Origin of the sequence: Aeromonas sp. ASNIH1, assembly GCF_002934285.1 — a bacterium.
Taxonomy (GTDB): domain Bacteria; phylum Pseudomonadota; class Gammaproteobacteria; order Enterobacterales; family Aeromonadaceae; genus Aeromonas; species Aeromonas caviae.
Map to the genome: position 1 here is coordinate 4,003,326 of NZ_CP026228.1, position 21,654 is coordinate 4,024,979.

The window sequence follows — 21,654 nt, forward strand, 5'->3', positions numbered from 1 at the left end:
TTCATTCAGTGATTCAACCCTTTGTCGCCCTTGACCTGCCCCGGATGGCAGGCTGGCGCCTCGGGGAGGGGAGCCCGATCGTCCGGGTGGGTCTCGTCCGTTGCCATATGCTGGCGCAGGGTGAGCAGGGCGGCATCAAAATCAAACGCCTTCAGTTGCCTGGTCAGGGTGTCGCTGCGAGACCCCAGCATGAGGCGAAGGGGACCGGAATACTGCTCGTAGAGGGGGATCACGGCGGTGTCGCTTTGCACCAGCAGGGCTTCCATCTGGCCCAGCAGTTGCTGGCGCCACTGATCCCCCAGAGGCACCAGATCGGTGGTCGGGGCGGCGAGATCGTCCCCGAGCAGAGCGCAAAGGGCGGCGATCTCTTCATCGATGGATGACATTAGTCCGGTGGGCTCAGTGTTGCCGTCCGCGATGGCCTGCTCCAGGGCCAGGCAGTGGCGCGACAGCTCATGTGCCCCCAGGGTGCTCGCCACGCCGCGCAGGCTATGGACCATGCGGGTTGCATCGCTGTGCTCCCCGGCCTGCAAGTGGCGGTGCAGCCGGGTCATGTCCTGGCCATGCTCATGGATGAAGTCGCGAAGCAGGGCCAGGTATTTCTCCTGATTGCCGTTGAGGGCCGCCAGCCCCTGGTCGAGATCCAGACCCGGGTGTGCCTGCAGGCGGGCAAGGGGGCCTGTCACGGGATGGCGAGTGCTGTCGTCCGGGGCAAGCTCGGGGACCTTGCCTTGGGGCAGCCAGCGCTGCAGGGCTTCAAACAGCTTGGCGGGGGTGACGGGCTTGGCAATGAAATCGTTCATGCCGGCCGATGCGCTCGCCTTTCTGTCCTCCTCGAAGGCGCTGGCGGTGAGCGCCAGGATGGGCAGCCTGTCCATGCCGGGCAGGGCCCGGATGGCGCGGGTGGCGCTGTAGCCATCCATCACTGGCATCTGTATGTCCATCAGGATGAGGTCGAAGGGGTGCTGGCTGACGAGGGCCAGGGCCTCCTGGCCGTTGACGGCCGTCTCGATGACGAGGCCGCTGTGGCACAGGAGCTCGAGCACCACTTCCCGGTTGATGGCGTTGTCTTCCACCAGCAGGACTCGGGCGTGGCGAGGGAAGCTGAAGGACTGTTGGTTCCCCTGCTCGGACGGGGTCCGGGAAGGGGCGTCCTCCTTTGCCTTGAACAGCCTGGCGGTAAACCAGAAGCAGCTTCCCTGGCCAGGCTCGCTGGTGACTCCGACCTCCCCCCCCATCAGGGCGGCGATCCGGCTGGTGATTGCAAGGCCAAGGCCAGTGCCGCCATATCTGCGAGTGGTGGAGACATCCGCCTGTTCGAACGCCTGGAACAGCTTCTCGCGCTGCGCAGGGGTGATGCCGATGCCGGTGTCTTCCACCTCGAAGCGCAGCAGGTAGCCGGTGGTGAGGGGGCGGGCCAGCCTGACGCGCAGGGTGACGGTTCCCTGCTCGGTGAACTTGATGGCGTTGGTCGCATAGTTGAGCAGGGCCTGGCGCAGGCGGGTGATGTCACCGTGCACCCAGGCGGGGGTATCGCCGATGTCCGTCACTATGGTGAGCCCCTTGGCCCTGGCCTGGTCGCTCATCAGGGTGCGGACGTTGTCCAGCATGGCGGTGAGGGAGAAATCGGTCAGATCCAGCGTCATCTTGCCCGCATCGATCTTGGAGAGATCCAGGATGTCGTTGAGGATGCTGAGCAGGTGCTGGGCGGCAGTGTCTATCTTGGTCAGCCGTTCGAGGTCGGTGGGATCCCGGGTGTCGCGCTTGAGCAGATAGGTGAGCCCCAGGATGGCGTTCATGGGGGTGCGGATCTCGTGGCTCATGTTGGCAAGGAAGGCGCTCTTGGCGTGGTTGGCGCTTTCGGCCCGCTGGTGGGCCTGGGCCAGCTGCCGGGTGCGCTCGTTGACCATCTCCTCCAGGTGGTAGCGATACTGGTCCAGCTCCTCGCCGAGCTGTTTCTTCTCGGTGATGTCGGCCTGGACCGTGACGTAGTGGGTGATTTCGCCGCTCTCCTGGCGGATCGGCGACACCGTGGCCAGCACCTGGTAGTGGGAGCCATCCTTGCGCTGGTTGATGAATTCGCCATGCCAGCGCTGGCCGTGGTTGATGGCATCCCACAGGGCGACATAGCTGGCATCCGGGGTGAGGCCTGAGCGCAGCAGGGACGGGGTCCGGCCTATCACTTCGTGCTGCTGGTAACCGCTGGCGGCGAGGAAAGCGGGGTTGACGTACTCGATGCGCGCCCGGGTGTCGGTGATGAAGACGCCGTCAGGGCTCTGTTCGAGGGCCAGGGACAACTGGCGCAACTGCTGCTCGGCCAGCTTGCTCTGGGTGATGTCCAGATGGATGCCAAGGAGGCGCACGGGTCGCTGCTGGGCGTCCCGGTAGACGCTCCCTTTGCTCACCAGCCAGCGGATGCCGCCATCTGGCAGCAGGATCCTGAACTCCAGCTCGACGGGGGCGCCGCTGACAGCCCGCTCCGCCAGCAACTGCTCGATGCGCGGCCTGTCATCCGGATGCAGGCAGGCTTGCCAGGCGGCCAGCTCGCCGAGCGCCTCGGCACTGCGGCCATAGAGGCGGGCGCATTCCGGCGAGAAGAAGAGGCGGTTGCTGACCATGTCCCATTCCCAGATGCCGACATGGGCTCCTTCCTGGGCCATCAGCAGGCGCTGTTCGCTCTCGCGCAGGGCGCTGCTGACGGTTTCGGCGCGCACCCGTGCACTGATGGCGTCGTCCATCAGGTTCAGGGCTGCGAGGCGAGCACGACGCTGGGTATCGAGCGCCATCTGCTGATTGTGTTGCAGGCGCTGCTCCGCGAGCTTGCGCTCCGTGATGTCCTGCACAGTGCCGTAGAGCTCGAGTATGGTGCCATCCCTGTCCCTGAGCGCCGCCCCGCGGGCAATGACCCAGGCGGTCTCCCCCTGCTCCGTGATCACTTCGGCATCGCACTCGTAGGGCTGCCCGTCCATCCTGCAGCGCTCGACGGCCTGGACCACCGTGTGCCACCCCTCCTGAGTGAAGTATTTTCTGACCTCGGGATAGACGGCGGGGGGGAGGGCCGGATCCCGGCCATAGATGCGATAGATCTCCGGTGACCAGAAGTGGCTGTCATCGGCCACGCGCCAGCGCCAGTTCCCTATCTTGGCGAGACGCTGGGACTCGCGCAGTATGGCTTCGTTGCGGCGCAGCGCCTCCTCGGTCTCCTTGTTCTGCCGGTTGTCCTCGATGATGGAGATGAAGTAGTCGGGATTGCCTTCGGCGTCGCGCACCAGGGCCACCGTCAGAGTGGTCCAGATGATCTCGCCCCCCTTGTGCAGGTAGCGCTTCTCCAGGGTGTAGTGGGGGATTGTCCCCGCCAGCACCCGGGCGATGTGGACCTCATCGAGGTAGAGATCGTCCGGGTGGGTCAACTGCTGGAATGTCATCCCGGTGAGCTCGTCGGCCCGGTAGCCCAGGATGTGGCACAGTCGCTGATTGACACGCAGCCAGTGTCCATCGGGGGAGACCAGGGCGATGCCGACCGCCGCCTGTTCGAAGGTGACCTGGAAGCGGTTCTCGCTCTGCTGCAACTGGTTCTGGGTGTTCATCAGCTCCTGCCAGCGCAGGACCTCTCTGGCCCGGGCGCGATGAAAGGCGGCACTGAGCACGCTGATGAGCAGACCGTTGGCGATGAGCAGGCACCATTGCACCAGATCCTGGCCAGCCTCGACACTCAGTGAATAAATGGGGGGGAGCATGAAATAGCTGGTGACCAGGGCGGTGATCAGGGTGCAGAGCAGACCTGGCAACAAGCCCCCCAACAGGGCGCAAACGATGATGGGCAGCATGAAGAGAACCAGCTGCGGTCGCTCGCCAAATGCGATGGGCAGCTGGACCCGGATTTGCAACATCAGAACGGGCAGCAGCACGGCCAGCAGGGAGATCCCCCAGCGCTGGGTGGAGGGGCGCACATGCCACAGGGGTGACCAGCTCATCATGGGAGATCCTCCGGAGGCATGGGGGCCTGGGGATAGGGGGGCGGCACTCCGAGCTGACGGGAGAGCCCGTTGATCTGGTGCTTGAGGGCCAGCATGGCGAGTTCCCTGTCCACCATCACCTTGTTGAACCGCTCCAGCTCATGGTTCTGCTGGCGCAGCTCGCTGGCCTGGCGGGTCAGGGCCTGTTCAACCTGCTCCCGTTCGGTGACATCGAGCAGAATGCCGATGATGGCGGGCTGGCCGAGGTAGTCGACGCGCCGCCCGTACAGCTCGACCTCCAGGGATTCCCCGTGCTGATGCAGGGCACTGAAGCGGGTGTGGATATCGCGCGCGTTCTGCTCGCACGCGTGCACCAGCTCGGCGACCCGGGTGCTGTCCTTGGGAGCAGCAAGGGCGTGTAACTGGCCAAGGGCGATCAGCGCCCCCGGGGTGTCATAGCCAAACAGTCGGGCAAAACAGGGGTTGATGTAGCAGAGCCGACCCTGCTGGATGATGTAGATCCCGGCAAGGGATTGCTCCACCAGGGCACGGAACAGCCCCTCCCGCTCTCGCAAGTCGGCCTCGGCCCGTTTGAAGTTCGTGATGTCCCGAGAGATGCCGAAGATCCCGATCACCTGCCCCTCGCTGTCTTGCAAGGGACCCTTGGTTGCGAGAAACACATGCTCGCCATCGGGCAGGGTCAGGTACTCCTCCTCGGTCTGCACCCGGTTGCGCTCTATGACCTGGCGCCCGGATGCCATCAGCATCTGCGCCTGCTGCGGCGGGAAGAGCGTCAGATCATCCTGGCCCAGCACCTCGTCAACCGGCTTGCCGACAAACTGGCTGGCGGCCCGGTTGAAGAGGATGTATCTGCCCTCCTTGTTCTTGGCGAAGATGGCGTCTTCCGAGCTGTCGGCGATGGCGGAGAGCAGTTGCAACGCCTCCAGCCGCTGGGACTGGGAGTACTGGAGCTGTTCGGCCATCTGCAGCCGGGTGTGCTGGCGCAGCAGGATGATGCCGGCGTTGGTGACAAAGAGCACCAGCAGGCCGATGAGACCGATCCAGACGCTCTCCTTGAAAGTGGCCTGGTAGAGTTCCGCCTTGTCGATCTTGGCCAGCAGATACCAGTCCGTGTTCATGACCGGATAGACAACCCCGAAGACCTCGCTACCCCGGTAATCCTGGCCATAGAGTACCTGGGGCGTGCCGCGTTCGGCGAGCCGCAAATACTGGGCTGCCAGCAGGGTGGGGTGGGTGACGGGATAGTGCAGGGTGAGAGCCGGTTCCGGGCGATAGCGCAGGCTGCTCAGATAGTGGACCTGATCCCCCTGCTGGCGAAACAGAATGGCTTCTCCGCTGCTGTCTGGGACGGGCCAGGACCCCAGGATCTGATCGAGCCAGCGATTTGCGCTTATCTGCATCACCAGCACGGGGGCAGGTCCTGCAGCAACCTCCAGATTGACCAGAAAGTCCAGCCTGGCGTGACCGCGATCATCGAGATAGGGACCAAGACGCATGACGTTGCCCTGCTCGAGCCGTGGCAGGGCGTCACGCAACGTGGCATTCATGGTGTCGCCACCCGGGGTATGCCACAGGGGCTGTCCGGCAGGATTGAACACGGCCGCACCGTGAAATCCGTGTACCGAGATGAATTCGAGCAGCCTTGCCAGTGGTGGCGTGATCGCTTCGGGTGAGGATGGTGCTTGTCCGGGACGATAGAAATCAGTACTGCCCAGACCCTTTATGAGCTGGTGAATATCCTGCTCGTGGGTTCCAAGCCACTCGGTGACGCGCTGGCTCTTGAGATCCGCGATGGCTTCGAGACGAGCCACCTCCTTGTTGCGTGCCAGTTCGATGTTGCGGGCGATGGCCATGGCGGTCAGGGCCAAAATGAGCCCGTTGAGCAACAGGAAGGGGATCCATTGACGCCGCGTAAAGACAGGTGTGCTGCCGGTGGTGTCAATGCGACGACGCAGCATGGCATAGAGCATGAGGGCCGTGATGAGGATGAAGAGCCAGCCCTTGATGGTGCTTGCCATGGCGAACTGGGCAGGGGTGCTGAACAGCCACTCCACCGCCTTGTCGGAGAGCAGGATCCACAGGCTTGCCACGGCGGCATAGGTGAGCACGACGTTGAGCACATGTGCCCGGGTCAGGGGAGCCTCAGCCATCCACGGCCTCGCTGCCATCCTGGTAGCGTTCGGCAATGGTGACGAAGGCGTCGAAATGGCGATCGAAGGCGGTCACGACATCGGGATCGAAATGGTGGCCACTGCCGGAGAGGATGAGGGCGCGAGCCTCGTCGTAGCTCATGGCCGGCTTGTAGACCCTGGCGCAGATGAGGGCGTCAAACACGTCTGCCAGCGCCATCAGGCGGGCCGAGAGGGGTATGGCGTCCCCTTGCAAGCCATCCGGGTAGCCGCTGCCATCCCACTTCTCGTGGTGCCAGTGGGCGATCTCCTTGGCCAGGGTGAGGAAGGCCAGGGGCTGCTCCATGTCCTGTTCGGCCTCCTCGATGGCATCGCTGCCGAGCTTGGCGTGGGTGCGCATGATCTGCCACTCCTCCGGGGTCAGCTTGCCCGGCTTGAGCAGGATGTGGTCGGGAATGCCCACCTTGCCGATATCATGAAGCGGTGCGGAGCGGCTCAGCAGATCGATGTAACCCGGGGTCAGGGTATCGGCGAAACGGGGGTGATCAGCCAGGGCGCTCGCCAGCAGACGCACATAGCCCTGGGTGCGCAGGATATGGTTGCCGGTTTCGGGGTCGCGGATCTCCGCCAGATGGGCGAGGGCGCGGATGGAGACCTGCTGGATCAGGTCGTTTTCCGCCATTCGCCGCGCGACCTCGGCTTCCAGCGCCGCATTCTGGTTTTGCAGACCGTCACGGGCCTGCTTGGCCTCCAGCTGGGTACGCACCCGGGCCTGAACGACCACCGGTTTGATGGGCTTGGTGATGTAATCAGCGGCGCCGAGGGAGAGGCCGAACTCCTCGCTCTGGGGGTCGGCGAGGGCGGTGAGCAGAACGACGGGAATACGGCTGCTGATCGGGGACTGACGCAATTGCCTGAGCACTTCATAACCATCCATGCCGGGCATCATCACATCCAGCAGGATGAGGTCAGGCTTTGGATCCGCGCTGACGATGCGCAGGCATTTTTCCCCGCTCTGCGCAGCCAGCACGCGGTAATGAGGCGAAAGCAATTCGGTCAGTACCATCAGATTTTCGGGTGAGTCGTCGACGATCAGGATGGTGGCGTTGTGAGGTGTCAACATATGTCTTCCATGACGCTATCCCTGTGAGGTCGAGTATAGAGCCAATTGCTGCCAAATCATAAGGTTCGCCCCCATCGGGGAGAAAGAGGCCTGCCCGGATGGGCAGGCTGTCTGATGCCGGAAAGGGGCGCGTCACGCAGCGCGGCCGTCACCCCAGCAGTGAATGGCTTCTGCCACGTCAAACTTGCCCTCCAGCAGGGCACGGCCGAGGATGATCCCCTTGACGCCGGTTCCCTTGAGCGCCTCGATATCCGCCAGACCGCCGATACCGCCGGACGCCTGGAAGCCGACGCTCGGGTAGCGGGCGCAGAGATCCCGGTAGAGTTCGACGTTGGTGCCCGCCAGGGTACCGTCCCGGCTGATGTCGGTGCAGAGCACGTGTCTGAGTCCGGCGGGGAGGAAGCGCTCGATCAGCGCCTCGATGGAGATGCCGCTGTTCTCCTGCCAGCCAGCCACTGCGATGTGGCGGTTGCCCTGTTCATCGATGTTGACATCCAGGGCCAGCACGATGCGCTCGGGGCCATATTTCTCCATCCAGCTGGCCACCAGATCCGGGGATTTGACGGCGGTGGAACCGATCACCACCCGGCTGGCGCCGGCCGCCAGCAAGTCGGCCACGTCCTGTTCGCTGCGCACGCCGCCGCCGACCTGCACCGGTGCCTCGGTGGCGGACAGCAGCTGGGCGATGAGGGCCAACTGGCGGGCCTTGGCATCCTTGGCGCCGTCCAGATCCACCAGGTGCAGCTGCGCCGCCCCCTGGCTGACATAGTCATCGAAGCGGGCCTGCGGGTTGTCGCTGTAGGCGGTTTTCTGGCCGTAGTCGCCCTGGTAGAGGCGCACGACCTGACCGTTGATGAGGTCGATTGCGGGAATAATCATGCCTGTCATAGCTCCAGAAAGTTTTGCAGTAGGCGGGCACCGGCCGGGCCGGATCGCTCCGGGTGGAATTGGGCGCCAAAGAAGTTGTCCCGCCCGACGATGGCGGTAAAGGGCAGGCCGTAGTCGCAGGTCGCCAGGGTCGCGTCGGTCACCTCCAGCGCATAGGAGTGGACAAAGTAGAAGTAGCTGCCGCTGGGGATGCCTTTGAGTAGCGGGTGGGTCTCGTCGTGTTCAATCTGGTTCCAGCCCATGTGGGGCAGGCGCAGGTTGCCCACCTCCATCAGGCGGATCCTGCCAGGCACGATGCCGAGGCAGTCGATGAGCGCTCCTTCGCTGCCATCGGCGCTCATGTTCTCTTCCGAGGCCTGTGCCAGCATCTGCATGCCGAGGCAAAAACCGAGCAGCGGCTGCTTGGCGGCGCGAATGAGGGGCACCAGTTCCCGCTCATTGAGGTTCTTCATGGCGGCGATGGCGGTGCCGACGCCGGGCAGGATCAGCTTGTCCGCCTGCTCGATGTCGGCGGCCTTGCAGCTCACCCTGGGTTGCACGCCGAGGCGCTCGAACGCCATGCGCACCGAGGCGAGGTTGGCGCAGCCGGTGTCGATGATGACCAGGTTCTGTTTTCCCATCACAGCACCCCCTTGCTGGAGGGAAGCTCGCTCCCTTCCACGCGAATGGCCTGGCGCAGGGCGCGGCCAAAGCCTTTGAACAGCGCCTCCACCTGATGGTGGGTGTTGCCGCTGCCCACCTTCATCTGCAAGGTGATGGCCATGGCGTCAGAGAGGGAGCGGAAGAAGTGGGGCACCATCTCGGTGGCCATCTCTCCCACGCTGTCTCGACCAAAGCCGCTCGGGCAGTCGAACACGAAGTAGGGACGGCCGCTCAGATCCAGCGCCGTGGCCACGTCCAGCTCGGTCAGCGAGGTGCTGTCAGCCTCCTGGCGGGGACGCCCGTCGATCACCGCCTGCACCTCGTCCATCGCCAGCACGAAGCCGAAGCGGCCGATGCCGCGCTTGTTGCCAAGGGCCTGGCGCAGGGCTTGACCCAGTGCCAATCCCACATCTTCCACCGTGTGGTGATCGTCGATATGCAGATCGCCGCTCACTTTGAGCTTGAGGCGAAAGCCCGCGTGGGTCGCTATCTGATCCAGCATGTGATCGAAGAAGCCGATGCCGGTGGCGATCTGGTTGCCACCGCTCTTGTCGAGATCCACCGCCACCTGGATGCGGGTCTCCTTGGTGTAGCGCTCCACCTCGGCCACGCGCCCCTTGGAGAGCAGCTGATCACGAATGGCATTCCAGCCGTGATCTTGCGGGTGGTAGCGTATGCCGCGGATGCCCATGTTCTCGGCAAGCTGGATGTCGGTCTGTCTGTCGCCAATCACGAAGGAGTTGGCAAAGTCGATGCGGCCCGAGGCGAGATACTCCTTCACCAGCCCAAGGTGAGGCTTGCGGCAGCTGCAACCGTCGGTGGGGAAGTGGGGACAGATCAGCACTTGCTCCCAGGTGACGCCCTGGGATTCGAAGAGGTGCATCATCAGGTCGTGGGGCGGCTGGAAGTTTTCAAGGGGCAGGCTGGCGGTGCCGAGCCCATCCTGGTTGGTCACCATCACCAGCACGTAGCCTGCGGCCTGGAGCTCACGCAGCACAGGTATCACCATGGGCTCGAAGCGCAGCTTCGCAAGGCTGTCCACCTGCTTGTCGGTGACCGGCTCCTCGATCAGGGTGCCGTCACGGTCGATAAACAAAAACGGGGTTTTCATCGCTACATCCTTGCTTGTCTTACAGAGAGGGTGGGGGCAGGTCACGCAATACCGCCAGCACGGCGTCCATTTCGCCCTGATAGCCGATGGTGATGCGGATACTGTTGTCAAGGCCAGGCTTGCTGGAGAAATCACGCAAGATGATGCCGGCGGCCTTCATGGCGGCGAACACGGCGGCGCCATCTTTGAAGCGCACCAGCACGAAGTTGCCCTTGTCCTCGAACACTTCCTTGACGCAGGACAGACGAAGCAGCTCCGCCTTGATGAGAGCCTTTTGCTTGTTGAGTTCCAGCACCCGCTCCTGCATCAGTTCCAGCCCCATGGGAGAGAGCGCCTGGGCGGCAATCTGGGCGATGGGGTCGGGAATGGGGTAGGGCGCGATCACCTTGGCCAGCATGGCAATCACCTCGGGATCCCCCAAAGTAAAGCCGCAGCGGATCCCCGCCAGGGCAAAGGCCTTGGAGAGGGTACGGGTCACCACCAGGTTCGGGTATTGGGCGAGCAGGTCCACCACGGAGGCCTCCGGGCAGAACTCGATGTAGGCCTCGTCCACGACGATGATGGCGCGGTCCCGGGCCTTCTCCAGCAGGGCGACGAGTCCCTTGCGACCCACCAGATCCCCGGTGGGATTGTTGGGGGAGCAGAGGAACACCAGCTTCACGTCAGAGAGGCGATCGGCGATGGCGGGCCAGTCCGGCTGACGGCTGGCGGTCAATGGCTGCTCGACAATCCCCACGCCACAGGTCTCGGCGCTGATGGCGTACATGCCGTAGGTGGGGGGGCAGATGAGGATCTGATCTTCCCCCGCCTCGCAGAAGGTGCGGATCAGCAGCTCGATGGCCTCGTCGGCACCGCGGCTCACCAGCACCTGATCCGGATTGACCCCGGCGTAGGCGGCATAGCCATTCACCACCTCGGCCGGCTGGCACTCGGGATAGCGGTTGAGGCGACTCCCCTCGACGGTGAAGGGATAGGCCAGGGGGGCCTCGTTGGCATTGAGCCAGACGTGGCCCTTGCCGCCGATGCGGCGCGCGGACTGGTAGGGTGTGAGAGCCCGCACGACGCGACGGGCCAGATTGACGATGCTCATGACAAATCCTTCTGCTGTGCTGTTTGTTGGGGCTCGGCGGCCAGGGCGTTCAACCTGAGGGTGACGGCATGCTTGTGGGCATCGAGTCCCTCGGCCTGGGCGATGCGCTGGACAATGGGGCCAAGGCCGCGAATGCCGTCTGCAGTGAGCTCCTGTACCGTGTAGCGGCGCTGATAGTCGGCAAGCCCCAGGCTCGAGCAGGTGCGGGCATAGCCGTAGGTGGGCAGGGTGTGGTTGGTGCCGCTGGCGTAATCACCGACCGACTCCGGTGTCCATGCCCCGAGGAAGATGGAGCCCGCGTTCTCGAGCTTGTCCAGCAGATCCCGGGGTGCCCGGGTCTGCACGATGAGGTGTTCCGGTGCATAGGCGTTGGAGATGGCGCAGGCCTCCTCCAGGTTGTCGCAGAGGATCACCAGGCTTGCCTTCAGGGCTTGCTCGGCGATGTCGCGGCGGCTGAGGTCGGTGAGTTGCGCCTGGAGCTCGCTGCCGATGGCATCGGCCAGGGGAGCGGAGGTGGTGACCAGCACCACTTGGCTGTCGGGGCCGTGCTCGGCCTGGGAGAGCAGGTCCGATGCTACGAAGGCCGGGTTGGCGCTCTCGTCTGCGATCACCAGTACCTCGGAGGGGCCGGCTGGCATGTCGATGGCGGCGCCCCGCCAGTCACGGGAAACCTGGCCCTTGGCTTCGGTCACATAGGCGTTGCCCGGGCCGAAGATCTTGTCGACCTTGGGGATGGTTTGCGTGCCATAGGCCATGGCCGCGATGGCCTGGGCACCGCCGATGGCGAACACCTGGCGAACACCACAGGCGCGGGCGGCAAACAGGATCTCGTCGCTCGCCGGAGACGGGGTGCAGAGCACCACCTCACGGCAACCGGCCAGGCTTGCCGGAATGGCCAGCATCATCACGGTGGAGGGGAGCGGCGCGCTGCCTCCCGGGACATAGAGACCGACCCGGCTGATGGGTTGGGTGCGCAGCTCGCACAGCACCCCGGGCTGGGTCTCGACTCGCACGACGGGCTGCACCTGGGCGGCGTGGAAGGTTCGGATATTGGTGATGGCGGCCTCGATGGCACCCTTGATGTCATCACCGAGTCGAGCGCAGGCGGCATCCACTTCCGCGTCGCTCACCCGAAGCTGTTCGCGGGGCGCGCGTTCGAAACGCTGGCTCAGCTCGCGCAGGGCCTCATCGCCCCGGCTGCGTACTGCGGCAATGATGTCTCGCACCACGGTACCGATGTCGGCTTCGTCGCCAAGGGCGGGCCGGGTCAGGACTTCGGCTTGCCGGGCGGGGGAGAGGGTCTTCCAGATCAGGGTCTGCATGATGTGTCTTCCTTATTCCATCTCTCTCGGCTTATTCCATCATCTTTTCAATGGGCAGCACCAGGATGGAGCTGGCACCCAGGGCCTTGAGCTGTTCCATGGTCTCCCAGAACAGGGTTTCGCTGGAGACGACGTGCAGGGCCACCTGGTTGGTGTCACCGGCGAGCTGCATGATGGTGGGACGCTCCGCCCCCGGCAGCAGATCCGTGATGGCATCGAGCTTATCTTTGGGGGCGTGCAGCATGATGTATTTGCTTTCGCGCGCCTGCTGCATCCCCTGGATGCGGGGCAGCAGCTTGTCGATGAGTTTCTGCTTGGCATCGTTCAGGGGGTTGGGGGCCTGCACCAGGACGGCCTTGGAGCGGTAGATCACCTCGACCTCTTTCAGGCCGTTGGCTTCCAGGGTTGCGCCGGTGGAGACCAGATCGCAGATGGCATCGGCCAGACCCGCGCGGGGGGCCACTTCCACCGAGCCGCCCAGCATCACGCTCTTGAAGCCCAGGCCCTTCTCGTCGAAGAAGCGCTTGAGCAGACCGGGGTAGGAGGTGGCGATGCGTTTGCCGGCCAGGCTCTCGGGTCCTGTGTAGTTGACATCGTCCGGCACCGCCAGAGAGAGGCGGCAGCTGCCGAAGTCGAGCTGCTTGAGGGTCTTCACCGCAAAGGGCTGCCCCTGGGCTGCGCGGATGAGCTGCACCTCTTCGAGAACGTTCTCGCCGATGATGCCAAGATCGACCACCCCTTCCATCACCAGACCCGGGATGTCGTCATCACGCACTCGCAGAATGTCGATGGGCATGTTCTCGACATGGGCGATGAGGCGCTGTTCCCGCAGGTTGATCTTGAGGCCGCAGCTCTTGAAGAGGGCCTGGGAATCCTGGCTCAGACGACCGGATTTTTGCATGGCGATGCGCAGACGTTGTGTTTCCATTGCTCGATTTCCTTCTAGTCAAAAACGAAAAAACCCTCGGAAGTATGTGCTTCCGAGGGTTCATGAATCTTGCGGTCCTTTTGGAAGTCACCAGTTAAGTGTCTTCCAGCAGTCAACCTCCTGAAAGACTATTCGGGATGATGATGGTGATGATGAGTCTTCAGGTTGGTGAACTTCATGATGTAATCAATCCTTTACAAATCAGATGCCGTTGTTGACGCCCGATTTAAACTACCTGCCTTGACAGAAAATGCAACCGAAAAATGTGATCAGGACGATTAAAGTTGAGAAAACGGTTTTCTGGTCGATAACTAGACAATGAGATGCCAAAGGAGGCGACATCATGCCCAGCCAGGACCTGTTATTTCCCATCCTGCCCCGCGCACCCTCGACACCGAGCCCGGATGACATCAAGCGGGAGGTGACCCAGATCAGCCAGAAACATCAGCTGCGCAAGATAGGCACCGACAATGGTGGCGGTGGTCAGCATCACCAGCAGAGAGAGCAGCCGCCAAAGCCTGGTCAACCAGCGGTGCAGGATGATGATCACAAACCGGATCCGGACCACCGGATTGATCTCTTCGTCTGAACGCATTATCAGTCCCGCTTTTTCCGCGCTTTTGGCATAATGCCCGCTTTTGCAGCGGGACATGCCTTTGACCATCATCCAGACCCTGTTCAAGCCAGACGGCCCCCTGGCCCGCCATATCGACGGCTTCAAGGCCCGTGCCCCGCAACTGGAGATGGCCGAGGCGGTGTCCCGTGCCATCAAGCAAGGTGGCCGCTTGCTGGTGGAGGCTGGAACGGGCACTGGCAAAACCTATGCCTATCTGGTGCCTGCACTGGAATCCGGCAAGCGAGTGGTGCTCAGCACCGGGTCCAAGAATCTGCAGGAGCAGCTCTTCTATCGGGATCTGCCCACCATCACGGGGGCGCTTCACTACACCCCGCCGGTGGCACTGCTCAAGGGGCGCAGCAATTACCTCTGCATCGAGCGGATGAACCGGCTGTTGAGTGAATCCCATCTGCAAAAGCCCGAGATCCTGAGCGATCTCGTGAAGGTCAAATCCTGGTCGACCGCCACCGACAACGGCGATGTGGGGGATATCCCGGGGCTACAGGAGAACGCCGAGATCCTTGCCCACGTCACCAGCACCAACGACAACTGCCTGGGTCGCGACTGCCCCTATTACGATGATTGTCACCTGGTCATCGCCCGGCGCCGTGCCATGGACGCCCAGGTAGTGGTGATCAACCACCACCTCTTTTTCGCCGACATGGCGGTCAAAGACACCGGCTTTGGCGAGCTGGTGCCCGAGGCGCAGGTCTATGTCTTCGACGAGGCGCACCAGCTGCCCGAGATCGCCAGCCACTACTTCGGCAAGTCCGTGGGCAGCCGCACCATCCAGGATTTGGCGCAGGATATCCAGCTCGCCTACCGGGCAGAGGCTCATGACATGGCCCAGCTTGGCAAGGCGGCGGACAGGCTCGCCATTGCCAGTCAGGATCTGCGCCTTGCCTTCGGCGTGGAGGGGGGGCGCGACAACACCCGGGATCTGCTGAGACAATCCCTCTGGGCCCAGGCGCTGGCCCGCCTCAATGATGCCATCGGGCTCTGTTATGAAGTGCTGAAACTGGCGCTCGGGCGAGGGGAGCAGCTGGATCACTGTTTCGAGCGCATCAGCGAGCTGCGTACTCGCCTTGGGGAGGTGCTGGCGGTCAACCAGACCGGTTTCTCCTACTGGTATGACTGTTCGCGTCTGCACTTTACCCTCAATCTGACGCCGCTGTCGGTCGCCGAGCGCTTCGGTGCCGAGGTGCAGCGCCCCGAGGTGGCCTGGGTCTTCACCTCGGCCACCTTGACGGTGGACAATCGCTTCGCCCACTTCGTCGCCGAGATGGGGCTGGCCGGCAGCGCCGAACTCATTCTCGACAGTCCGTTCGATTACGCCGAGCAGGCGCGCCTGTGCGTACCCCGTTTCCTGCCAGAGCCCAATGCCTTCGGGCGCGGGGAGCAGCTGGCGACCCTGATGATCCCCCTCATCAACAAGACGCCAGGGGGGTGTTTTTTCCTCTGCACCAGCCATCAGGTGATGCGCCAGGTGGCCGAGGTGCTGCGCCGGGAAATCGGCCGTACCGTCCTGCTGCAAGGGGAAGACAACAAGCAGCGGCTGCTCAAGACCTTCGTGGAAAACGGTCGGGCCGTGCTGGTGGCCACCAGCAGTTTCTGGGAGGGGGTAGACGTGCGGGGGGCGGCATTGTCCTGTGTTATCATCGACAAGCTGCCCTTTGCGAGCCCGGACGATCCCCAGCTCAAGGCACGGGTGGAGGATTGCAAGCTCAAGGGGGGGGATCCCTTTGCCGAGCTGCAGTTGCCCAAGGCGGTGATTGCCCTCAAGCAGGGGGTGGGGCGGCTCATCCGTGATCGCAGTGATCACGGTGTACTGGTTATTTGTGATCCCCGGGTGGTCAACAAGCCCTATGGCGCCACCTTCATCAAGAGCCTGCCTGCCATTCCACGGACCCGGGAGCTGGCGACCCTGGGCGAATTTTTCGGACCACGGGAGTGAGTCCGCCGCGCCGGGGCTGATTGCCCCCGGCCATGCATGACGGCAGGCCTTGGCCATGCTGACGATTTAACTGACTGATGTGAAGAGAATAAAAAGAATGGATGAGTTGAAGATCCTGGCCGTGGATACCGCCACCGAAGCCTGCTCCGCAGCCCTCTTGGTGGGCGATACCCTCTACTCCCGCTGGGAAGAGGCGCCCCGTGACCATACCCGCAAGATCCTGCCCATGGTTCAGGCTCTGTTGGATGAAGCCGGTCTATCGTTGGATGAGCTCGACGCCATCGCCTTCGGTCGTGGGCCTGGCTCCTTCACCGGGGTACGGATCGGGATCAGCGTGGCCCAGGGGCTCGCCTTTGGTGCCGGCGTGCCGATGATCGGTGTCTCCACCCTGGCGGCCATGGCCCAGGGGGCCCATAAGCTGGAAGGGGCCGAGCAGGTGCTTGCCGCCATCGATGCGCGTATGGACGAGGTCTATTTTGGCCACTACGCCCTGGTGGACGGAGTGATGACGCTGGTGGGCGAGGAGGTGGTGAGCGAGCCAGCCGCACTGGTGCAGGCCCGTGACAAGCTGACTGGCGCGGTGAGCTGCGTTGGCACCGGTTTTGAAACCTATGGCGAGACTCTGGGCGGCCTGGCAGATGTGCTGATGCCAAGCCAGGTGCGTTTCCCGGCGGCCGCTGACATGCTGCCTCTGGCACGCCAGGCCTGGTTTGCGGGTGAGGCGGTGCCGGTTGAGCAAGCCACCCCTGTCTATCTGCGTGACAAGGTGACCTGGAAGAAACTGCCGGGTCGCGAATAGGCGGCAACAGCTGCCCCGGGCTGCTTTGTCGGACGATGAAGGAGAGACGAATGAGAAAATCCGTGATCATGCTGGGATTGGTGGGGCTGCTGCTGGGCGGTTGCAGCACGGTGCCCAAAGAGCTTGCCTATGAGCCTGCGGATCAGCTGGTGGCCTATCAACCCGCTCTGCAGGGGATGGAAGGCAAGCCGGCCCGCTGGAGCGGTGTCATCTCGGCGGTCCACAACAAGGCGGATCAGAGTGTCATCGAGGTGGTCTATCTGCCCCTCAAGTCCAACGGGGTGCCGGAGCAGACCGAGCAGAGCCCCGGTCGTTTTCTCGCCATCATGCAGGGGTTTGTCGACCCGACCCTCTATGCCAAGGGTCGCAGCCTGACGGTGCTCGGCACCCTCGACAAGCCGGTGGACAGCCAGATTGGCGAGCACAAGTATCGCTTCTCGGTACTCAAGGTGACGGGGAGCAAGCTGTGGCCACCGGTGAAGGAGGTGGAGATCCGCTACATGGATCCCTACTTTTACGATCCTTTCTATGATCCCTTCTGGCCCAGACGGCCCCTGCGCCGCTGAGGAGCCCGGATGACGGCGACATTGCAGGAGCGCAGGCTGCGCCTGGCGGACGGGCGGCACATCGCCCTGCTGGACAATGGTCAGGAGGACAGACCGCTGCTGGTGGCCCTCCATGGCTGGCTCGACAACGGCGCCAGCTTTTTGCCTCTGGCCCCCTGGCTGTGGGCGTTTCATCTGGTCTGCGTCGATCTGCCGGGCCATGGTCACTCCGATCACAAGTCGACCCCCTATGTCTTCGTGGACTGGCTGGATGATCTCTACCAGATCACCCAGGCCGCGGGCTGGCAGCGTTTCATCCTGCTTGGTCACTCCCTGGGGGCGCTGATTGCCTCTGCCTATGCCGGCGTTTTTCCCGAGCAAATCGAGCGGCTCATTCTGCTGGAGGGGCTCGGCCCCTTGAGCCAGCCTGACGAGGAGGTACCGGGGCATCTGCGTCGCGCCATCCTCAACCGCACTCGTACCCGTGAGCGTGCAACCAGTGGATTTGCCACCCTCGAAGAGGCCGTGGCTGCCCGCTGCAAGGTGGCGGACATCCCCCCGAGTGCGGCACGCCTTATCTGCGAGCGGCAGCTGGAGGCGCGGGCAGGGCGCTGGTATTGGCGCAGTGATCCCCGTCTTCGCGATCTCTCGCCCCTTCGCATGAGCGAGGGGCAGGCCCAGGCCCTGATCCGGGCCATCGCCTGTCCGGTGCTCTTTATCCGGGGAGAGCAGGGCTTCCCCGGGCTCCTGGCACAGTGGCAGTTGCGGGAGGCGGCCTTTGGCCACATTGAACGGGTGACAGTGGCAGGAGGCCATCATTTTCATATGGAAAATTCATCAGAAACCGCCGTTTATATCGAAAACTTCGCTCAAATCCGGTAGGATCAGCGGCTTTGAATCATGTCAGGTTTGCTTTCTCCTTCACATTTCCCGTTGTTAATTCACTGTTAATTGATGTTGCCTTATGTAAATATGTGCGGCATTAGAGCATGAACTTAAAACAACTGATTGAAATGGATGTGACAGGGACGGAGGCAACACAGTGAGCGCACAGGTGCGAGTTATGCAGGAGAAGTTCGTGGAAAGAGTCTGGCTGAAGCGTTATCCAGAAGGGGTGCCCGCCGAGATCAATCCAGACCAATACGGCTCTCTGGTCGAGATGTTTGAAGAGTCGGTGAACCAGTTCGCCGATCAACCCGCCTTCGTCAACATGGGGCAGACCATTACCTACCGCCGGCTGGAGGAGCAGTCCCGAGCCTTCGCCGCCTACCTGCAAAACGAGCTGAAGCTCGGCAAGGGGGACAGGGTGGCCGTGATGATGCCGAACCTGCTGCAATACCCCATCGCGGTATTCGGCATCCTGCGGGCCGGCATGACGGTGGTGAACGTCAACCCCCTCTATACCCCGCGCGAGCTGGAGCATCAGTTGAAAGACTCCGGCGCCAAGGCCATCGTCATCGTCTCCAACTTTGCCCACACCCTGGAAAAAGTGGTGTATGACACTCCGGTCAAGCACGTGATCCTGACCCGGATGGGTGACAACCTGGGGCTGGCCAAGGGGACCCTGGTCAACTTCGTGGTCAAATACGTCAAGAAGCTGGTGCCCAAGTACAACCTGCCCCATGCCAGCACCATGCGCCAGGCCCTCGCCAAGGGGCGCTACCTGCAGTACATCAAACCCGAGATCAGCAACCAGGACATCGCCTTCCTGCAATACACCGGCGGGACCACCGGCCTCTCCAAGGGGGCCATGCTGACTCATCGCAACATGATCGCCAACGTTGAGCAGTGCCTCGGTGTCTATGGCCCCGTGCTGGAGCGCGGCAAGGAGTTCGTGGTCACGGCGCTGCCGCTCTATCACGTCTTCGCCCTGACGGTAAACTGCCTGCTGTTCATGCGTCTGGGGGGCTACAACCTGCTCATCAGCAACCCCCGCGACATCCCGGGTTTTGTCAAAGAGATCAAGAAGTATCCTTTCACCTGCATCACCGGGGTGAACACCCTGTTCAACGCCCTGGTCAACAACGACGAGTTCAAGGGCATGGATTTTGCCAAGCTCAAGCTCACCATCGGTGGCGGCATGGCGGTGCAACGGGCGGTGGCCGAGCAGTGGAAGGGGCTGACCGGCACCCCGCTGCTGGAGGGCTATGGCCTGACCGAGTGCTCGCCCCTGGTGAGCGTCTGCCCCTATGATCTGGTGGATTACAACGGCTCCATCGGTCTGCCGGTCTGCTCCACCGAGATCCGTCTGGTGGATGACGAGGGGAACCAGGTCACCGAACGGGGTGCCCCTGGCGAGATGCAGGTGCGCGGTCCTCAGGTGATGACCGGCTACTGGCAGCGCCCGGAGGCGACCGCCGAGGTGATGCAGGATGGCTGGCTCTGCACCGGCGACATCGCGGTATGCGACGAGCAGGGCTTCTTCAAGATCGTCGATCGCAAGAAGGACATGATCCTGGTCTCCGGCTTCAACGTCTACCCGAACGAGATAGAAGACGTGGTGGCCCTGCATCCCAAGGTGCTGGAGGTAGCCGCCGTCGGCGTACCCAACCCGGTGTCCGGCGAGCAGGTGAAGATCTTCGTGGTCAAGAAAGATGCAAAGCTGGCGGAGGAGGAGATAATTGCCCACTGCCGCAAACATCTGACTGCCTATAAGGTGCCGAAACTGGTAGAATTTCGCGACGAACTTCCCAAGACCAACGTGGGCAAGATCCTGCGCCGCGTGCTGCGCGACGAGGAGATTGCCAAGCAGTAACCGGCATGCACTGCTTTGCAGTCCAGCGCTGTCGTTATGCAAAACCGTGGGACATCCACGGTTTTTTCTTTCTGGATCCGACCAACGTGCAGGCAACGATGCAATATCAACTCATTTCACAGCAAGCCGAACTGGATCAGTATCTCGCTTCTCTGGCCGACGTTCCCCTGGCCATCGATACCGAATTCGTTCGCACCCGTACCTACTATCCCCAGCTCGGTCTGTTCCAGATCTACGATGGCAAGCAGCTTGCCCTGCTCGATCCCCTGACCCTGGAGCTCTCCGGTTTGTGGCAGCGCCTCGGTCGGGCCGGACAGATTGCCATCCTGCACGCCTCCGGTGAGGATCTGGAACTCATCCAGCATCAAGCGGGTCACCTGCCCAACCAGATGCACGATACCCAGCTGGCGGCAGCCTTCCTGGGTCATGGCGTGTCGGTGGGGTTTGGCGCCTTGGTCAACGAATTCCTCGGGGTCGAGCTTGAGAAGGATCAGGCCCGTACCGACTGGCTGGCGCGCCCCCTTACCCCTCGTCAGCTGGAATATGCCGCGGCGGATGTCTTCTACCTCATGCCCCTCTACGAGAAGGTGATGGCCAGACTGCGCGAGAGCGGCAAGTTCCCCTGGTTCGAACAGGAGTGCCAGAACCACTCCGCCCGCAAGACCCAGGGCAGCGATCCCCGTCAGGCCTACCTCGAGATAGTCAACGCCTGGCAACTGGGTCGCCGTGAGCTGGCCATCCTGCGCGAGCTGGCCGCCTGGCGCCAGCAGGAAGCGGTACGCCGGGATCTCGCCCTCAACTTCGTGGTCAAAGAGCTGCACCTGTTCAAGGTGGCGGAGCGTCGTCCCGCTTCGCTGCGGGATCTCAACGAGCTGGGCCTCTCGCCCATCGAGATCAAGATCCACGGCAAGCGGATGCTGGACATCGTCGCCGCCGCCCAGCAGAGCGACCCTGCTAGCTGGCCCGATCCCATCCGCCGTCTGGTGGACTTCCCCCAGTACAAGGCCGAGCTCAAGCGCATCAAGGCCATGGTGGAGGAGAAGGCCAAGGCCAGCAACATTCCGCCGGAGCTGGTGGCGAGCAAGAAGATCATCCACCAGTACTTCACCTGGAGCTGGCGCATGAGTGCCGAGGAGCGGGCCAGGGCGGACAAGCCCATGCTGCTGCAAGGGTGGCGTCATGAGCTGGTAGGCCACCTGCTGGCCCAGTGACGAGTACGCAGTACGAGAAGGGGAGTCCATGACTCCCCTTTTTCATGCCTGTGCGGCTGCCCCCGGGGTTGCCGGGATCGTCGCGCCAGGGGGTTGGTCATGTTGGGAAGCGAGAAGGGGGGGAGGAGGAAAATGGCGGGCACAAAGGGTGCCCCCATCAGAGTTCGTGAGCGTGGAACCCCTTGCGGTAGCGGGCCTCGCAGCGCGGGCAGCGTTGCAGGGTCGGATCCTGTTCCAGCTGTTCAGGGAGCAGCGGCTCCTCACAATCGGAGCAGAAGCCATAGAGCCCCAGATCCATCTGGCAGAGCGCCGCGTCGAGCCGCTTGAGGCGTGCCACGCTGTGTTCCACCCCGGGCAGATCGAGACGGCTGGTCAGATCAACCAGTTGATCTCGCTCGCAGCGCTCCACCTTCTGTGCCCAGTCATCTTGTCGACAGGCCTTGAGCTGACGGATCAGCTCCTCTCTTGTTTGCGCCCAGTCGGTCAGAAGGCGCTGATGCCATTCGGCCAACCGGGCTTGCGTCACTTCACACACAGCAGCCCCCAAAAACGAGTGATAAAACT

The 21,654-nt window shown here is 62.9% G+C and carries 17 protein-coding genes and 1 other annotated feature; of the genes, 7 read left to right on the forward strand and 10 right to left on the reverse strand.

The window, feature by feature from the left end:
* Nucleotides 1-5 precede the first annotated feature (5 nt).
* The 9 genes from C2U37_RS19490 to hisG all read right to left on the reverse strand — a co-directional run bounded on the left by C2U37_RS19490 (nucleotide 6) and on the right by hisG (nucleotide 13,210).
* The gene (locus tag C2U37_RS19490) at nucleotides 6-3,977 is read right to left on the reverse strand and encodes a PAS domain S-box protein (RefSeq protein WP_104452911.1); all 3,972 of its coding nucleotides are present in this window, start codon (nucleotides 3,975-3,977) and stop codon (nucleotides 6-8) included.
* Nucleotides 3,974-6,127: a PAS domain-containing protein gene (locus C2U37_RS19495; RefSeq protein ID WP_104452912.1), complete on the reverse strand. Its 2,154-nt coding sequence runs from the start codon at nucleotides 6,125-6,127 to the stop codon at nucleotides 3,974-3,976. Before C2U37_RS19495 ends, C2U37_RS19490 begins: the two co-directional genes overlap by 4 nt.
* The gene (locus tag C2U37_RS19500) at nucleotides 6,120-7,229 is read right to left on the reverse strand and encodes a response regulator (protein WP_010674688.1); all 1,110 of its coding nucleotides are present in this window, start codon (nucleotides 7,227-7,229) and stop codon (nucleotides 6,120-6,122) included. The genes C2U37_RS19495 and C2U37_RS19500 overlap by 8 nt, the downstream gene beginning before the upstream one ends.
* Before the next feature lie 132 nt (nucleotides 7,230-7,361).
* Entirely contained in the window at nucleotides 7,362-8,108 is a 747-nt protein-coding gene (hisA, locus tag C2U37_RS19505) for a 1-(5-phosphoribosyl)-5-[(5-phosphoribosylamino)methylideneamino]imidazole-4-carboxamide isomerase (protein WP_045524835.1), read from the reverse strand.
* Between the two features lie 5 nt (nucleotides 8,109-8,113).
* The gene (gene hisH, locus C2U37_RS19510; protein WP_039039129.1) at nucleotides 8,114-8,737 is read right to left on the reverse strand and encodes an imidazole glycerol phosphate synthase subunit HisH; all 624 of its coding nucleotides are present in this window, start codon (nucleotides 8,735-8,737) and stop codon (nucleotides 8,114-8,116) included.
* The gene (hisB, locus tag C2U37_RS19515; protein WP_104452913.1) at nucleotides 8,737-9,870 is read right to left on the reverse strand and encodes a bifunctional histidinol-phosphatase/imidazoleglycerol-phosphate dehydratase HisB; all 1,134 of its coding nucleotides are present in this window, start codon (nucleotides 9,868-9,870) and stop codon (nucleotides 8,737-8,739) included. Before hisB ends, hisH begins: the two co-directional genes overlap by 1 nt.
* 19 nt (nucleotides 9,871-9,889) lie before the next feature.
* Nucleotides 9,890-10,960: a histidinol-phosphate transaminase gene (gene hisC / locus C2U37_RS19520; RefSeq protein ID WP_039039131.1), complete on the reverse strand. Its 1,071-nt coding sequence runs from the start codon at nucleotides 10,958-10,960 to the stop codon at nucleotides 9,890-9,892.
* On the reverse strand, nucleotides 10,957-12,282 hold the full coding sequence (gene hisD / locus C2U37_RS19525) for a histidinol dehydrogenase (RefSeq protein WP_104452914.1): 1,326 nt from the start codon (nucleotides 12,280-12,282) through the stop codon (nucleotides 10,957-10,959). Before hisD ends, hisC begins: the two co-directional genes overlap by 4 nt.
* A gap of 31 nt (nucleotides 12,283-12,313) precedes the next feature.
* Complete coding sequence (hisG, locus tag C2U37_RS19530) at nucleotides 12,314-13,210, reverse strand: ATP phosphoribosyltransferase (RefSeq protein WP_104452915.1); 897 nt, start codon at nucleotides 13,208-13,210, stop codon at nucleotides 12,314-12,316.
* A 24-nt stretch (nucleotides 13,211-13,234) separates the two neighbouring features.
* Nucleotides 13,235-13,363, reverse strand: a sequence feature (His leader region).
* A gap of 190 nt (nucleotides 13,364-13,553) precedes the next feature.
* Here hisG and C2U37_RS19535 point away from each other — a divergent pair.
* From C2U37_RS19535 to rnd, 7 genes are all read left to right on the forward strand, one after another.
* The gene (locus C2U37_RS19535) at nucleotides 13,554-13,799 is read left to right on the forward strand and encodes a hypothetical protein (RefSeq protein WP_104452916.1); all 246 of its coding nucleotides are present in this window, start codon (nucleotides 13,554-13,556) and stop codon (nucleotides 13,797-13,799) included.
* Between the two features lie 61 nt (nucleotides 13,800-13,860).
* Nucleotides 13,861-15,780, forward strand: a complete 1,920-nt coding sequence (locus tag C2U37_RS19540; protein ID WP_104452917.1) for an ATP-dependent DNA helicase — start codon at nucleotides 13,861-13,863, stop codon at nucleotides 15,778-15,780.
* Nucleotides 15,781-15,877: 97 nt separating this feature from the next.
* Nucleotides 15,878-16,579, forward strand: a complete 702-nt coding sequence (gene tsaB, locus C2U37_RS19545; RefSeq protein ID WP_042017608.1) for a tRNA (adenosine(37)-N6)-threonylcarbamoyltransferase complex dimerization subunit type 1 TsaB — start codon at nucleotides 15,878-15,880, stop codon at nucleotides 16,577-16,579.
* 50 nt (nucleotides 16,580-16,629) lie between these two features.
* The gene (locus C2U37_RS19550) at nucleotides 16,630-17,145 is read left to right on the forward strand and encodes a Slp family lipoprotein (protein WP_039039136.1); all 516 of its coding nucleotides are present in this window, start codon (nucleotides 16,630-16,632) and stop codon (nucleotides 17,143-17,145) included.
* Between the two features lie 9 nt (nucleotides 17,146-17,154).
* Nucleotides 17,155-18,006, forward strand: a complete 852-nt coding sequence (locus C2U37_RS19555; RefSeq protein WP_104452918.1) for an alpha/beta fold hydrolase — start codon at nucleotides 17,155-17,157, stop codon at nucleotides 18,004-18,006.
* Between the two features lie 196 nt (nucleotides 18,007-18,202).
* Nucleotides 18,203-19,879 carry a long-chain-fatty-acid--CoA ligase FadD gene (gene fadD, locus C2U37_RS19560; RefSeq protein ID WP_010674700.1) on the forward strand — a complete coding sequence of 559 codons (1,677 nt, stop codon included), beginning with the start codon at nucleotides 18,203-18,205 and terminating at the stop codon, nucleotides 19,877-19,879.
* Between the two features lie 98 nt (nucleotides 19,880-19,977).
* Nucleotides 19,978-21,090, forward strand: coding sequence for a ribonuclease D (gene rnd, locus C2U37_RS19565; RefSeq protein ID WP_042865294.1), 1,113 nt, complete (start codon nucleotides 19,978-19,980; stop codon nucleotides 21,088-21,090).
* A 157-nt stretch (nucleotides 21,091-21,247) separates the two neighbouring features.
* Here the strand turns inward: rnd and C2U37_RS19570 are convergent, their stop codons facing one another.
* Complete coding sequence (locus C2U37_RS19570; RefSeq protein WP_039039175.1) at nucleotides 21,248-21,616, reverse strand: TraR/DksA family transcriptional regulator; 369 nt, start codon at nucleotides 21,614-21,616, stop codon at nucleotides 21,248-21,250.
* Nucleotides 21,617-21,654: the final 38 nt, after the last annotated feature.

Excerpts from the sequence above, each read along its gene's own strand:
- tsaB (WP_042017608.1), top strand. The coding sequence starts at position 15,878 with ATGGATGAGTTGAAGATCCTGGCCGTGGATACCGCCACCGAAGCCTGC.
- hisH (WP_039039129.1), bottom strand. The coding sequence starts at position 8,737 with ATGGGAAAACAGAACCTGGTCATCATCGACACCGGCTGCGCCAACCTC.
- C2U37_RS19550 (WP_039039136.1), top strand. The coding sequence starts at position 16,630 with ATGAGAAAATCCGTGATCATGCTGGGATTGGTGGGGCTGCTGCTGGGC.
- C2U37_RS19555 (WP_104452918.1), top strand. The coding sequence starts at position 17,155 with ATGACGGCGACATTGCAGGAGCGCAGGCTGCGCCTGGCGGACGGGCGG.
- hisB (WP_104452913.1), bottom strand. The coding sequence starts at position 9,870 with ATGAAAACCCCGTTTTTGTTTATCGACCGTGACGGCACCCTGATCGAG.
- C2U37_RS19490 (WP_104452911.1), bottom strand. The coding sequence starts at position 3,977 with ATGATGAGCTGGTCACCCCTGTGGCATGTGCGCCCCTCCACCCAGCGC.
- rnd (WP_042865294.1), top strand. The coding sequence starts at position 19,978 with ATGCAATATCAACTCATTTCACAGCAAGCCGAACTGGATCAGTATCTC.
- C2U37_RS19500 (WP_010674688.1), bottom strand. The coding sequence starts at position 7,229 with ATGTTGACACCTCACAACGCCACCATCCTGATCGTCGACGACTCACCC.
- hisA (WP_045524835.1), bottom strand. The coding sequence starts at position 8,108 with ATGATTATTCCCGCAATCGACCTCATCAACGGTCAGGTCGTGCGCCTC.
- C2U37_RS19495 (WP_104452912.1), bottom strand. The coding sequence starts at position 6,127 with ATGGCTGAGGCTCCCCTGACCCGGGCACATGTGCTCAACGTCGTGCTC.
- C2U37_RS19535 (WP_104452916.1), top strand. The coding sequence starts at position 13,554 with ATGCCCAGCCAGGACCTGTTATTTCCCATCCTGCCCCGCGCACCCTCG.
- hisG (WP_104452915.1), bottom strand. The coding sequence starts at position 13,210 with ATGGAAACACAACGTCTGCGCATCGCCATGCAAAAATCCGGTCGTCTG.
- hisD (WP_104452914.1), bottom strand. The coding sequence starts at position 12,282 with ATGCAGACCCTGATCTGGAAGACCCTCTCCCCCGCCCGGCAAGCCGAA.
- hisC (WP_039039131.1), bottom strand. The coding sequence starts at position 10,960 with ATGAGCATCGTCAATCTGGCCCGTCGCGTCGTGCGGGCTCTCACACCC.
- C2U37_RS19540 (WP_104452917.1), top strand. The coding sequence starts at position 13,861 with ATGCCTTTGACCATCATCCAGACCCTGTTCAAGCCAGACGGCCCCCTG.